Source organism: Streptococcus australis, from assembly GCF_019930045.1.
Taxonomy (GTDB): Bacteria; Bacillota; Bacilli; order Lactobacillales; family Streptococcaceae; genus Streptococcus; species Streptococcus australis_D.
Genome location: NZ_JAHZQQ010000020.1, coordinates 19,800 through 34,248, shown reverse-complemented (window position 1 = coordinate 34,248; position 14,449 = coordinate 19,800). Strand labels below are relative to the sequence as shown.

General features: G+C 44.8%; 12 protein-coding genes. 10 read left to right on the top strand and 2 right to left on the bottom strand.

Going from position 1 to position 14,449, the window contains the following annotated elements; genetic code table 11:
• Positions 1-115 precede the first annotated feature (115 nt).
• From K1J10_RS05435 to K1J10_RS05410, 6 genes are all read left to right on the top strand, one after another.
• Positions 116-361: a hypothetical protein gene (locus K1J10_RS05435; RefSeq protein ID WP_023022151.1), complete on the top strand. Its 246-nt coding sequence runs from the start codon at positions 116-118 to the stop codon at positions 359-361.
• Between the two features lie 186 nt (positions 362-547).
• Entirely contained in the window at positions 548-877 is a 330-nt protein-coding gene (gene yajC, locus K1J10_RS05430) for a preprotein translocase subunit YajC (protein WP_006595033.1), read from the top strand.
• A gap of 132 nt (positions 878-1,009) precedes the next feature.
• Complete coding sequence (locus K1J10_RS05425) at positions 1,010-1,759, top strand: isoprenyl transferase (protein WP_048691553.1); 750 nt, start codon at positions 1,010-1,012, stop codon at positions 1,757-1,759.
• Positions 1,760-1,770: 11 nt separating this feature from the next.
• Complete coding sequence (locus tag K1J10_RS05420; protein ID WP_156676710.1) at positions 1,771-2,574, top strand: phosphatidate cytidylyltransferase; 804 nt, start codon at positions 1,771-1,773, stop codon at positions 2,572-2,574.
• Between the two features lie 41 nt (positions 2,575-2,615).
• Positions 2,616-3,875 carry an RIP metalloprotease RseP gene (gene rseP, locus K1J10_RS05415; RefSeq protein WP_223356124.1) on the top strand — a complete coding sequence of 420 codons (1,260 nt, stop codon included), beginning with the start codon at positions 2,616-2,618 and terminating at the stop codon, positions 3,873-3,875.
• A gap of 17 nt (positions 3,876-3,892) precedes the next feature.
• Positions 3,893-5,743: a proline--tRNA ligase gene (locus K1J10_RS05410; protein ID WP_223356123.1), complete on the top strand. Its 1,851-nt coding sequence runs from the start codon at positions 3,893-3,895 to the stop codon at positions 5,741-5,743.
• A 209-nt stretch (positions 5,744-5,952) separates the two neighbouring features.
• Here the strand turns inward: K1J10_RS05410 and K1J10_RS05405 are convergent, their stop codons facing one another.
• Complete coding sequence (locus K1J10_RS05405) at positions 5,953-6,420, bottom strand: hypothetical protein (protein ID WP_223356122.1); 468 nt, start codon at positions 6,418-6,420, stop codon at positions 5,953-5,955.
• 107 nt (positions 6,421-6,527) lie between these two features.
• Positions 6,528-7,073: a DUF1307 domain-containing protein gene (locus K1J10_RS05400; protein WP_223356121.1), complete on the bottom strand. Its 546-nt coding sequence runs from the start codon at positions 7,071-7,073 to the stop codon at positions 6,528-6,530.
• A 167-nt stretch (positions 7,074-7,240) separates the two neighbouring features.
• Here K1J10_RS05400 and K1J10_RS05395 point away from each other — a divergent pair, with 167 nt between their 5' ends.
• From K1J10_RS05395 to K1J10_RS05380, 4 genes are read left to right on the top strand one after another with little or no spacing between them, the layout of a single operon-like run.
• Positions 7,241-11,632: a PolC-type DNA polymerase III gene (locus tag K1J10_RS05395; RefSeq protein ID WP_223356120.1), complete on the top strand. Its 4,392-nt coding sequence runs from the start codon at positions 7,241-7,243 to the stop codon at positions 11,630-11,632.
• Between the two features lie 37 nt (positions 11,633-11,669).
• Positions 11,670-12,365 (top strand): hypothetical protein, encoded by a 696-nt coding sequence (locus K1J10_RS05390; RefSeq protein WP_223356119.1) that lies wholly within the window; start codon positions 11,670-11,672, stop codon positions 12,363-12,365.
• Positions 12,362-12,511, top strand: coding sequence for a hypothetical protein (locus K1J10_RS05385; protein ID WP_023022162.1), 150 nt, complete (start codon positions 12,362-12,364; stop codon positions 12,509-12,511). Before K1J10_RS05390 ends, K1J10_RS05385 begins: the two co-directional genes overlap by 4 nt.
• Before the next feature lie 18 nt (positions 12,512-12,529).
• Complete coding sequence (locus tag K1J10_RS05380) at positions 12,530-13,771, top strand: aminopeptidase (RefSeq protein WP_223356118.1); 1,242 nt, start codon at positions 12,530-12,532, stop codon at positions 13,769-13,771.
• Positions 13,772-14,449 lie beyond the last annotated feature (678 nt).

Sequence of the window (14,449 nt, the reverse complement as noted above, 5' to 3'; positions counted from 1 at the left end):
GCTAGCTCAAACAGCTGGAAGAACACTCGCTTAATCAGAGGAATGACTTTGTTGCACTTGACTTGACAATTGGGGAATATATAAAAGACTAAATTTAAGGGGATAGGATGATTTTATGAAAAATCCAATTGATATTTATTCAACAAAAGATTATAAGAAAGTTGAAGCTGTCGTTCAATTGATGGTGGATGGAAAGGTGACAAGTTATAGAGTAGCAACGGAGACAGATATTAGTAAGATGAGTCTAGCTACCTTGACAAAAGGAACCAGTAAAATTAAAAACATTACCTATCAAACAGCTATGTTGTTGATTGAATGGTATGATAAAAATCATGAAAAATATGGAATCACAATCGATTAGTAAAAACCTATTTTTTATGGTTTTTTCTTTTTGTAAAAAAGAAAGCACTAGAAAAGCTGTCCGGATCGAATAGTGGCTGGACACCTCCATCTAAGGACTTATTTTTTGAAAATCAAGGGTTCGTATTGAAAATACCTATAAAATTTGCTATAGTAGAGCATATATGATTTAAAAAGGAGAAACGGTATGCAAAGTGGTACAACCTTGCTATTTATGCTTGCGCTAATGGTCGGAATGATGTTCTTCATGAGCCGTAGCCAAAAGAAACAATACCAAAAACGGATGGAAAGCTTGAACAAGCTTCAAAAAGGGTATGAAGTGATTACCATCGGTGGTTTGTATGGAACAGTTGATGAAGTAGACACTGAACGTAAAACCGTTGTCTTGGATGTGGATGGCGTATACCTCACATTTGAATTGACAGCTATTAAAACAGTTTTGCCAGTTTCAGAAGGAGTGACAGCTGGTGCAGTTGAAGGCGCTGGTGACTCAGATTCTATCATCGACGGTGAATAATAAGAAAGAGCGATCAAAGGGTCGCTTTTTTCATTTTTAGCTAGATGCCCCCTAGAAAAGGGGCTAGACTGCCATTTTAAGCGGATTTATGATATAATGAAGCGATAAAAACAGTGAAATAGGTAGAAAAACATGTTTCGTTTTAAAAAGAAAGAAAAATTAAGTGTTCCCCTAGAAGTGCCCAAGCACATTGGAATCATCATGGATGGGAACGGTCGTTGGGCCAAAAAAAGGATGCAACCTCGTGTCTTTGGCCACAAAGCCGGTATGGAGGCTCTGCAAGAAGTAACCATCGCAGCCAAGGAGATGGGAGTGCAAGCCCTAACGGTCTATGCTTTCTCAACGGAAAACTGGACACGTCCTCAACAGGAAGTGAGCTTTATCATGAATCTTCCAGTTGAATTTTACGATCGCTTTGTTCCAGAACTTCATAGAAATAATGTGAAGATCCAGATGATTGGCGAGGTTTCTCGTCTTCCGAAGGAAACCTTAGAGGCTCTGGAAAAGGCAGAGGCGTTAACCCACTCCAATACAGGCTTGATTTTGAATTTTGCCTTGAACTATGGAGGACGGGCGGAACTGACCCAAGCAGTCAAACAAATTGCCCAAGAAGTCCTCGATGCGCACTTAAATCCGGGTGATATTTCAGAAGAGACCATCGCTAATTATCTGTATACCAGTAGTCTACCCAAGGACTTGCGAGATCCTGACCTGATTATTCGGACCAGTGGTGAGCTTCGCTTGAGCAACTTTTTGCCTTGGCAAGCAGCTTACAGTGAGCTTTACTTTACCGATGTGATGTGGCCTGACTTTGGAGAAAAGGCCTTGCATGATGCAATAGAAGAATACAGCCATCGTCATCGACGTTTTGGTGGTGTATAGGAGAGAAATAGATGAGAAAAGATTTACAGAAGCGAGTGATTTTTGGGGGAATCGCCCTAGCATTCTTTATCCCAGTTGTCCTTATGGGAGGCCTTGTGTTCCAGATTGTAGTGGGACTCATCGCTATGTTGGGTGTTCATGAATTGCTGAAGATGAAAGGCCTGCAGACTGAAACCATCGAGGGAGCCTTGGCCATGCTAGCAGCTCTTGTGTTGGCGCTGCCTTTAGAGAGTTACCTTCCCTTCTTGCCAGCAGGTGGCAATTTCATCGCCTATGGCCTTTTGGTCTTGTTATTGATGGGGACGACTGTCTTGGCGCAAGGCTATACCTATGACGAGGTTGTCTATCCGATTGCTTCAAGTTTTTATGTTGGCTTTGGTTTCCATGCCTTGATTCAAGCACGCTTAGCAGGTGTAGATAAGATTCTTTTGGCCCTCTTTATTGTTTGGGCTACGGATTCAGGGGCCTACTTTATTGGGAGCCAGTTCGGTAAGAAAAAACTCTTGCCAAGAGTATCACCTAACAAGACTGTTGAAGGAAGTCTAGGCGGGATCGCTTGTGCTATCGTTGTGACGATGATCTTTATGATGCTAGATCGCACCGTTGCGGGGGATTACGGTTGGATGACCATGATTCTCTTTACCATTCTTTTCAGCATAGCAGCTCAGTTTGGTGACCTAGTTGAAAGTGCCATCAAGCGCCATTTTGGAGTGAAAGACTCTGGCCGTTTTATTCCTGGTCATGGTGGTGTCTTGGATCGATTTGATAGCTTGATTTTTGTTTTCCCATTGATGCTATTCTTTGGTCTGTTTTAAACAGAAATCATCCCATCATCAGATAAAACGAAGGAGCGTGTATGCAATTTATTGCCTTTATTATCATTTTTGGCGTCATTGTCCTGGTACATGAGTTCGGCCATTTCTATTTTGCAAAGAAATCAGGCATCCTTGTTCGCGAGTTTGCGATTGGGATGGGGCCAAAGATTTTTGCCCATGTAGGCAAAGACGGAACAGCCTATACTATTCGAATCCTTCCATTGGGAGGCTATGTCCGAATGGCAGGATGGGGCGAAGATACGACAGAGATTAAGACAGGAACGCCTGTCAGTCTAACTTTGAACCCTGAGGGAACAGTTGTTCGGATCAACCTTTCTGGGAAAAATATCGATCAGACAGCTCTTCCCATGAATGTCACAGATTTTGATTTTGAGGATAAACTTGAAATCACAGGAATCGTCATCGAAGAGACCAAGACCTATCCTGTCCACCATGATGCGACCATCGTTGAGGAAGATGGGACAGAAGTACGGATTGCTCCTCTAGATGTGCAGTATCAAAATGCTAGTATCTGGGGACGACTCATTACCAACTTTGCTGGTCCCATGAACAACTTTATCTTGAGCATTGTCGTCTACTCTCTTCTAGCCTTTATGCGAGGAGGAGCAGTGGACTACTATAGCAATCATGTTCAGGTTGTTCCTCAAGGAGTAGTGGCTAAGGCTGGTCTAAAAGACAATGACCAGATCGTTCAGATCAATGAATATAAGGTTTCCAACTGGGATGAGTTGACAGATTCTGTCCAGAAGGCAACCCGTAACCAAGGAAAAAATCCAGAAGTAACGATTACCTATGAACGAGACGGGAAGACTCAAAAAGCGACGGTCCAACCAGAAGAAGATGGTGGACGCTATTATATCGGTGTGACCAATGCTGTCAAGACGGGCTTTTTCGATAAGCTTCTGTCAGGTGTGACAGATACTTGGTACACAGCAAGTCGTATCTTAACGGCCTTGAAGGATATCCTCTTCCACTTTAGTTTGAACAAGTTGGGTGGTCCGGTAGCGATCTACAAAGCGAGTTCGCAAGCCGCGGAGCTAGGACTTCCAGCTATCCTGTCCCTGATGGCCATGTTGTCCATCAATATCGGAATCTTTAACTTGATCCCCATTCCGGCCTTGGATGGTGGAAAAATCTTGATCAATCTGATCGAGCTGGTTCGTAGAAAACCGCTCAAGCAGGAGGTAGAGACCTACTTGACCCTTGCTGGAGTGGCGGTCATGGTTATCTTGATGATTGCCGTTACTTGGAACGATATTATGAAATTATTTTTGAAATAGAAAAGGAATGAATCTGAATGAAACAAAGTAAAATGCTTATTCCAACACTTCGCGAAATGCCAAGTGATGCGCAGGTCATCAGCCACGCTTTGATGCTCCGTGCTGGTTATGTTCGTCAAGTATCAGCAGGTGTTTATTCTTACCTGCCACTTGCTAACCGTGTGATCGAAAAAGCTAAGAAGATCATGCGCCAAGAATTTGATAAGATTGGTGCAGTTGAGATGTTGGCTCCTGCTCTTCTCAGTGCGGACCTTTGGCGTGAATCTGGCCGTTATGAAACTTACGGTGAAGACCTTTATAAACTAAAAAATCGTGAGAAGTCAGACTTTATCTTGGGTCCAACTCATGAAGAAACTTTCACAGCCATTGTCCGTGATTCTGTCAAGTCTTACAAGCAATTACCGCTTAACTTGTACCAAATCCAACCTAAGTACCGTGACGAAAAACGTCCACGTAATGGACTTCTTCGTACGCGTGAATTCATTATGAAAGACGGCTATAGCTTCCATGCTAACTATGATAGTTTGGATGTAACTTATGATGAGTACAAGGCAGCCTACGAGCGTATTTTCACTCGTAGTGGCTTGGACTTTAAAGCCATTATCGGTGACGGTGGAGCCATGGGTGGTAAAGATAGCCAAGAATTTATGGCCATCACCCCTACTCGTACAGACCTTGATCGTTGGGTGGTGTTAGACAAGTCTGTTGCATCATTTGACGAGATTCCTGCAGAAGTGCAAGAAGAAATCAAGGCAGAATTGCTCAAATGGATGGTTTCTGGTGAAGACACCATTGCCTACTCAAGTGAGTCAAGCTATGCGGCCAACTTGGAAATGGCAACCAACGCCTACAAACCAAGCAACCGTGTTGTGACGGAAGAAGAAGTGGCTCGCGTGGAAACGCCGGGTGTCAAATCGATTGATGAAGTCGCAGCCTTCTTGAATATCTCTGAAGAGCAAACTATCAAGACTTTGGTTTATATCGCAGACGAGGAGCCAGTTGTGGCCTTACTCGTTGGCAATGACCAGCTCAATGAAGTCAAATTGAAAAACCACCTTGGAGCAGACTTCTTGGAACCTGCAACCGAGGCCGAAGTGAAAGAATTATTGGGAGCGGACTTTGGATCTCTTGGCCCAGTCAATCTTCCAGAAAATGTTAAGATTATTGCTGACCGCAAGGTGCAAGATAGCCGTAATGCTGTTGTCGGTGCCAACGAAGATGGCTACCACTTGACGGGTGTCAACCCAGGTCGTGACTTCACTGCGGAATATGTTGATATCCGTGAAGTGCGTGAGGGTGAAATCTCACCAGACGGACAAGGCGTTCTTAACTTTGCGCGTGGGATCGAAATTGGTCACATCTTCAAACTTGGAACTCGTTACTCAGCAAGTATGGGGGCAGATGTTTTGGACGAAAATGGCCGTGCTGTGCCAATCATCATGGGTTGCTACGGTATCGGTGTCAGTCGTCTTCTTTCAGCCGTTATGGAGCAACACGCTCGCCTCTTTGTTAACAAGACTCCAAAAGGTGAATACCGTTACGCTTGGGGCATCAACTTCCCTAAAGAATTGGCGCCGTTTGATGTGCACTTGATTCCAGTCAATGTCAAGGATGAAGCTTCTCTTGAATTGACAAGCAAGATTGAAGATCAATTGATCCAGTCTGGTTACGAAGTCTTGGTAGACGACCGTAACGAACGTGCTGGTGTTAAATTTAGCGATAGTGACTTGATTGGTTTGCCAATCCGCATCACTGTTGGGAAGAAAGCGGCTGACGGTATTGTAGAAGTGAAAATCAAAGCTTCAGGCGATACGATTGAAGTGCATGCAGACAACCTGCTTGAAACACTTTCCATTTTAAATAAATAAGCTAAACTGCCAGGTTTACCTGGCAGTTTTCTTTTACTGAAGAAACGTGTAAGCCTGATCTTCCAAAGCGCTAAGAGGATTATTGCTATTGGGAAGAATTTAGCCTCGAGCTGAATAGGTTAAAAACAATTTTTTGCAAAAAAAACTAACCATAGCGAATAGCTTGGTTAGTTCAGTGTTCTAGACTGGTAATCTAGAAAAGTAGCGATTTAGTTATCTTCGCTAGGGAAAGACTCTCCAAAAGACAACTCAGAGTATGGTATTTCAAAACTGTCTTTGTTATAAGTTACCTTGACTGATGTCGTTCCAAAGTCGACGACGATGGGATGTCCTGAAGTGATGATTGTATAGCGATCAGCGGTTTGTTTGATATCATAGACTGTCGTTGGTCCGTAAAGGTAATCAGAAGAATAGATATCACCTTTTTTAATTGTTTTCGTTATGGCAATAGTTTCTTTAGTAGGAGAATAGGATAAATTGTAGACTTCTTTTCGGTTGATGTCTTGTGAAATAAAAGTTTGATGGTCATCACTTTTTGCTTGATAGTGAATAAAACTTTCATCGAATCGTTTCAGGGCATTTTGCCTAGTGAGATACAAACTTCCTCCCCATAGACATAGGACTAAAACGACAAGAGAAGCGATAGTAATCAGAACTGTTTTTTTAGTGAGGCGCATAAAAACTCCTTTAAATTTATAGTAAATAGAACTAGAGTAAGGAACTCGGATGAAAAAATAGACGAAAATTGCGAATAGGTAAAAATTCAAAAATGAATTAGAAAGCTTTATTTTTCTTCTGTCAAACCTTGCTCTTCGATAGCTTCAAAAAAGTCTTCTGGTTTATCTTTTAGTTTTTCAAAGAGGGTCCACTTTTGGTCTGTCACGCCCAAAGCTGCCGCCGCTTCATCTACATCCATCTTGGCCAAATCAAATGTGACAAATTGCTGGACCGTTTTTTTATCTGCAGAAATTAGAACTTTTAGCTCAATCCCTTTGGCTTTGTTCATCGCTTCAAAGTAGGGACTGCTTTCCATGTCTTCTTGATAATAGTCAGCTAGCTCTTCACGGCTTTTATCTTTTTCCTCTTCAGGGATCTCTTTTTCATGAATGAAAGAAAAAGCAGTCACCTTATCTTTTAGATAGTAGACTTTGATTTTAGTGACGACATCAGCACTTACTGCCCTTGAAAAAGTTTTCGTCTTCACCTTTTCTTCTTTGGCTTTCTGTTGACTCTGAGTTTGCTTGAGTTTGTTTTCTAGCTGATTCTGACTAGGCGTGCTACAGGCCGTCAGGGTCAGCAGACAGGCACTGGCAAGTAAAAATTTCTTCACAGTGAAGGCTCCTTTTAATAAATATTCTGTTCTATTATATCATAACTGAGCCCCGTGAAAAATGACTCGCTAATTGTGTAGGAGCTTGCACCTGGCCCCATTCTTTTTCTGTCGAAAAACGGTCTGATTTATGGTAAAATAGGGTCACTACTGTACGGGGATATATCATGTCAAACAAGTTTGAAATCTTAATGAATCAGTTGGGAATGCCTTTGGAAATGCGTGAATCAGACGCTTTTAAAGGGGCTGAAATCCAAGAGGTCATCGTCCATAAGCTCAGTCGTGTTTGGGAATTTCGTTTTGTTTTTGCCGAAATTCTTCCCATCACGATTTTTCAGGAGCTCAAAAACTGCTTGGCTGAGGAGTTTTCAAAGACAGGAAATCGAGCGGTGTTTGAGATTCATGTGAAGAATCCAACTTTTAGTGAGGAGCTCTTGCAAGCCTATTATCAGGAGGCTTTTGAAGATGGTCCCTGTGCGAGTCAGGGTTTTAAGAGCATGTATCAGCACCTACAAGTCCGCTCTCAAGGAGAAGAGTTGATCATTAGTGGCCCTTCATCTGTGGATACGGAGCACCACCGGAAAAACCATCTGCCTAATCTTGCTAGTCAATTGACCAAGTTTGGTTTTCCTCATTTCCAGTGTCGGGTTGAGGCGGATGACCAGTTGACAGAAGAACTCCATCAAGCCTTCGAGGCTGAGAAGGATCAAATCTTCCAAGCAGCTAATGAAGAAACCTTGCGGGCCATGGAGTCCTTGTCTCAAATGGCTCCACCACCAGCAGAGGAAAAACCAGCCTTTGATTTCAAGGCCAAAAAGGCCGCGGCCAAGCCTAAGCTGGATAAGGCAGAGATCACTCCTATGATTGATATCACGACAGAAGAGAACCGCATTGTCTTTGAAGGAGTGGTCTTTGATGTTGAGCAAAAGGTGACTCGGACAGGTCGGGTCTTGATCAATTTCAAGATGACCGACTATACTTCTAGTTTTTCGCTCCAAAAATGGGCTAAAAACGAAGAAGAAGCTCAGAAGTTTGATATGATCAAGAAAAATTCTTGGTTGCGGGTCCGTGGGAATATCGAGGTCAATAACTTCACACGCGATTTGACCATGAATGTCCAGGATGTCCAAGAAGTGGTCCACTACGAGCGCAAGGATCTGATGCCAGAAGGTGAGCGTCGGGTCGAGTTCCATGCCCATACCAATATGTCAACCATGGATGCCCTGCCTGAGGTAGAGGAGCTAGTCGCAAAAGCAGCCAAATGGGGTCACAAAGCAGTGGCTATCACAGACCATGGAAATGTTCAGTCCTTCCCTCATGGCTATAAGGCAGCTAAAAAGGCTGGTATCCAACTCATCTATGGGATGGAAGCCAATATTGTCGAAGACCGTGTGCCGATTACCTACAATGAAGTTGATCTAGATCTTCATGAAGCAACCTATGTGGTTTTTGACGTGGAAACGACGGGACTCTCAGCGATTTACAATGATCTGATTCAGGTTGCCGCATCTAAAATGCATAAGGGGAATATCATTGCTGAATTCGATGAGTTCATCAATCCAGGACACCCCATTTCTGCCTTTACAACGGATCTGACAGGCATTACCGATGACCATGTTCGAAATGCCAAACCTTTGAAACAGGTCTTGGAGGAGTTCCAGGAATTCTGTCAGGATGCGGTTTTGGTTGCCCATAATGCCACCTTTGACGTGGGTTTCATGAATGCCAACTATGAGCGTCATGGCCTTCCCAAAATCACTCAGCCAGTGATTGATACGTTAGAGTTCGCGCGTAACCTTTATCCAGAGTACAAGCGTCATGGTTTGGGTCCCTTGACCAAGCGCTTCGGCGTTGCCTTGGAGCACCACCACATGGCCAACTATGACGCGGAAGCGACGGGTCGCTTGCTCTTTATCTTTATCAAGGATGTCGCAGAAAAACATGGCGTGACCAATCTAGCCAAGTTGAATGTGGATCTAATTAGTCCAGATTCCTATAAAAAGGCACGGGTCAAACACGCAACCATCTATGTCAAGAACCAGACCGGCTTGAAAAACATGTTCAAATTGGTCTCTCTTTCCAATACTCAATATTTTGAGGGTGTTCCTCGGATTCCGCGGACAGTTTTAGATGCCCATCGAGAAGGCTTGATCCTGGGATCGGCTTGTTCTGAAGGAGAGGTCTTTGATGCGGTTGTCTCTCAAGGAGTTGACGCAGCAGTCGAAGTAGCTAAGTATTATGACTTTATTGAGGTGATGCCTCCAGCCATCTATGCGCCCCTCATTGCCAAAGAGCAGGTCAAGGATATGGAGGAGCTCCAGACCATCATCAAGAGCTTGATTGAGGTGGGAGATCGCCTTGGCAAACCGGTCCTAGCGACAGGAAATGTCCACTACCTTGAGCCTGAAGAAGAGATTTATCGGGAAATTATTGTCCGTAGTCTTGGGCAAGGGGCTATGATCAACCGGACGATCGGTCATGGAGAAAATGCTCAACCAGCACCCCTGCCAAAAGCTCATTTCCGTACAACCAATGAAATGCTGGATGAATTTGCCTTTCTAGGGGAAGATTTGGCACGAAAATTGGTCATTGAAAATACCAACGCACTGGCAGAAATCTTCGAACCCGTTGAAGTGGTCAAGGGTGACCTCTATACGCCATTTATCGACAAGGCTGAAGAAACAGTTGCCGAATTGACCTATCAGAAGGCCTTTGAAATCTATGGCAATCCGCTACCTGATATTGTCGATCTACGGATTGAAAAAGAGTTGACCTCTATCCTTGGGAATGGCTTCGCCGTGATCTATCTGGCTTCCCAACTCTTGGTGCATCGTTCCAACGAACGAGGCTATTTGGTTGGTTCCCGTGGGTCTGTTGGATCCAGCTTTGTGGCGACCATGATCGGGATTACCGAGGTTAATCCTCTTTCTCCTCACTATGTCTGTGGTCAATGCCAGTACAGTGAGTTTATCACGGATGGTTCTTACGGTTCAGGATTTGATATGCCTAATAAAGACTGCCCAAACTGTGGCCACAAGCTCAGCAAAAATGGACAGGATATTCCCTTTGAAACCTTCCTTGGTTTTGATGGGGACAAGGTACCCGATATCGATTTGAACTTCTCAGGGGAAGACCAGCCGAGCGCCCACTTGGATGTTCGCGATATCTTTGGGGAAGAATATGCCTTCCGGGCAGGAACGGTTGGTACCGTGGCTGCCAAGACCGCCTATGGCTTTGTCAAGGGCTATGAGCGAGATTATGGCAAGTACTACCGGGATGCAGAGGTAGAACGTCTAGCCCAAGGAGCCGCTGGGGTCAAACGGACGACTGGTCAGCACCCAGGGGGAATCGTTGTTATTCCAAACTATATGGACGTCTATGACTTCACTCCTGTGCAGTACCCGGCTGATGACGTGACCGCCGAATGGCAGACAACCCACTTTAACTTCCACGATATCGATGAGAACGTCCTCAAGCTCGATGTCCTGGGACACGATGATCCGACCATGATTCGGAAGCTTCAAGACTTGTCAGGCATTGATCCAAATGATATTCCTATGGATGATCCAGGGGTTATGGCCCTCTTCTCAGGGACCGATATCCTAGGAGTCACGCCAGAGCAAATCGGTACCTCGACCGGTATGCTGGGAATTCCAGAGTTTGGGACCAACTTTGTTCGAGGCATGGTGGATGAAACCCATCCGACGACTTTTGCCGAGTTGCTCCAGCTTTCTGGTTTGTCTCACGGTACCGATGTATGGTTGGGAAATGCCCAAGACTTGATCAAGGCAGGAATTGCGGACCTATCAACCGTTATCGGATGTCGGGACGACATCATGGTTTACCTCATGCACGCAGGACTCGAACCCAAGATGGCCTTTACCATCATGGAGCGGGTGCGGAAAGGTATGTGGCTTAAGATTTCTGAAGAAGAGCGCAATGGCTATATCGAGGCCATGAAGGCTAACAATGTCCCAGAATGGTACATCGAGTCTTGTGGAAAAATCAAGTACATGTTCCCTAAAGCCCATGCGGCTGCCTACGTTATGATGGCCCTGCGGGTGGCTTACTTCAAAGTGCACCACCCTCTCTACTATTACTGTGCTTACTTCTCGATTCGGGCCAAGGCCTTTGATATCAAGACCATGGGCGCAGGCCTAGAAGCTGTGAAAGCGCGGATGAAGGAGATTGCTGAAAAACGTAAGAACAACGAAGCTTCCAATGTGGAGATTGACCTCTACACCACCCTTGAAATTGTCAATGAGATGTGGGAGCGTGGCTTCAAGTTTGGGAAGCTAGACCTCTATCGCAGTGATGCGACGGAATTCATTATCGATGGAGACACCCTTATCCCGCCATTTGTCGCCATGGATGGATTGGGAGAGAACGTAGCCAAGCAGATTGTGCGAGCTCGCAAAGAAGGAGAATTCCTCTCTAAAACAGAGTTACGCAAACGTGGTGGCGTCTCCTCAACCTTGGTAGAAAAGATGGACGAGATGGGAATCCTTGGCAATATGCCAGAAGACAACCAGCTCAGTCTCTTTGATGATTTGTTTTAATGGATTCAACGATCCTCGCTCGGTTTGAGGTTGGTTAATGATAGAAAAGAAAAAAAGAGCAACACCCTGGAAGTCAGGGAAAGTCATTTCCATTCGCCTACGAAATGGTGTTTATGTCTTAGCACAAATGGTGCGGGAGCCTTATCTGGTATTCTTTAACCATTTTAAGGAGGAAAATAGCTGGAAGGGAGTGACCTTGAAAGAGGAGAATATTCTCTTTTGTAAAGCAGTCACTCGTCAGTTTCTACGCTCGAGTCCTGTAACGATTGTCAAAGATCTTGAGCCTCTCTTAGATTATCGGTTGCCTAAAGAATGGATTTATAGCCATATGGGAGGGCATCCGATTACGGTTTCGGTGAAGGGACGGGAGCGTCAAGTAGCTGGTTTTGGTCATCGGCTTTCCTTGGTTCAGGCGGATAAGGAAAGTGGCCAACCAGAGGACAATCCTCTGATGGGACTCTTCCAAGCCTATATCCTACCAGATATCCAAGAGCAAGATTGGGAGCGGGTCAGTCAGGCTGAGCTCATGTCTCTAGAAGTCTTTCCGACGCTCAATGAACGTCTTTATCTCTGCTTTCTCTATGGGAAAAATGTGAATCCAGAGCTAGATATTTCTCTGGGAAAGCCCCTGCCCGATGATTATGAAACCTATCTCGATATTCTTACCAATAGCCCAGAGGCACGACGCCTCTATCTAGGTGAGGAGGATGCTAAGAAAGGAATAGAACGATGAGAGTCAAAATTTTTGCAGAAGACAAACCTGCTCAAAAAACATTTAGCTATCAATTAGAGCTAGATACCGATACAATTTTAAAAGTCACTGGCCTGGTCTGCTCCACTGTAGTGGTAGCAAACCTCTTGTCACTCTTAAAGGATTAATATAGAAAAGGATTGAACATGGTTTTACCAAATTTTAAAGAAAATCTCGAAAAATACGCTAAATTGTTGGTGGCAAACGGCATCAACGTGCAACCTGGACATACCTTGGCTTTGAACATCGATGTGGAGCAAAGAGAATTGGCCCACTTGATTGTGAAGGAAGCCTATGCTTTGGGAGCACATGAAGTGATTGTCCAATGGGCAGATGATTTTACTACCCGGGAGAAATTCCTCCATGCACCGATGGATCGCTTGGACAATGTACCTGATTACAAGATTGCAGAGATGAACTACCTCTTGGAACACAAGGCAAGTCGCTTGGGTGTGCGTTCATCTGATCCAGGTGCCTTAAATGGTGTCGATGCAGAGAAGCTTTCTGCTTCTGCTAAAGCTTTGGGCATGGCCATGAAACCAATGCGCATCGCCACTCAATCTAACAAGGTCAGCTGGACAGTTGCTGCTGCAGCAGGTTTAGAATGGGCGAAAAAAGTCTTCCCAAATGCGGCGAGCGATGAAGAAGCAGTGGATCTCCTGTGGGATCAAATCTTCAAAACCTGCCGGGTGTATGAGGAAGATCCAGTCAAGGCTTGGGAAGAGCATGCAGCTATTCTCAAGAGCAAGGCAGATACACTTAATAAGGAACAATTCTCAGCCCTTCATTACACAGCACCAGGAACTGACTTGACCCTTGGCTTGCCGAAGAACCACGTCTGGGAATCTGCTGGGGCTATCAATGCCCAGGGCGAAGGCTTCTTGCCAAACATGCCGACAGAAGAGGTCTTCACAGCTCCTGACTTCCGTCGTGCAGAAGGATATGTAACGTCTACAAAACCGCTTAGCTACAATGGGAACATCATCGAAGGCATCAAAGTGACCTTTGAAAATGGAGAAATTGTGGATATCACAGCTGAAAAAGGCGATCAAGTCATGAAAGATTTGGTCTTCAAAAACAAGGGAGCGCGTGCCTTAGGTGAATGTGCTCTCGTACCAGATCCAAGCCCAATTTCCCAATCAGGCATTACCTTCTTTAATACCCTCTTTGATGAAAACGCCTCTAACCACTTGGCCATCGGAGCAGCCTATGCAACCAGCGTAGAAGGTGGTGCAGAGTTCACAGAAGAAGAACTCGAAGCAGCCGGCCTCAACCGCTCAGACGTTCACGTCGACTTCATGATCGGTTCAAGCCAAATGGATATCGACGGCATCCGAGAAGACGGCACCCGCGTCCCAGTCTTCCGCAACGGAGATTGGGCAATATAGGGATCAAAACAGAAATCAGTAACTCGAAGAGTTTGATTTCGTAGTTTTGCCCCCGCACAGTTGATTAGGAAGTACGAGTACTGCAGGTAGGAGTAGTTCCAATCAACCACTGCGCCAAGAGACAGAAATCGGTAGACGTAGTCTTGATTTCTACCTCGCTTTTTGGATTCAATGCTCGGGCAAAAAAGGTCCACAGGACCTTTTTAGTACCCCCGCACAGTTGATTAGGAAGGGCCTTGCTCCGCAATCCCTATCTGCCACCTCAAAACAGTGTTTTGGGCCATCAACCACTGTGCCGAGAGACAGAAATCAGTAACTCGAAGGGTTTGATTTCTACTTCGCTTTTTGGATTCAAAGCTCGGGCAAAAGAGGTCCACAGAACCTTTTTAGTACCCCCGCCCAGTTGATTAGGAAGGGCCTTGCTCCGCAATCCCTATCTGTCACCTCAAAACAGTGTTTTGGGGCATCAACCACTGTGCCGAGAGACGGAAATGAGCAACTAAGAGCGTTTGTTTTTAGAATACATCAATAAAGAGTTTGGTTTTAACGACCAAGCTCTTTTTTTGTGTCAGCTAGTTTTAATGAAATATAGGGATAAAATTTTATAGCTTCTTCTCTTAATTAAAGAACCTTTCAAAGAAGCCTTGACGAGGGCTTACTTTCTAGATAGACTGGAAG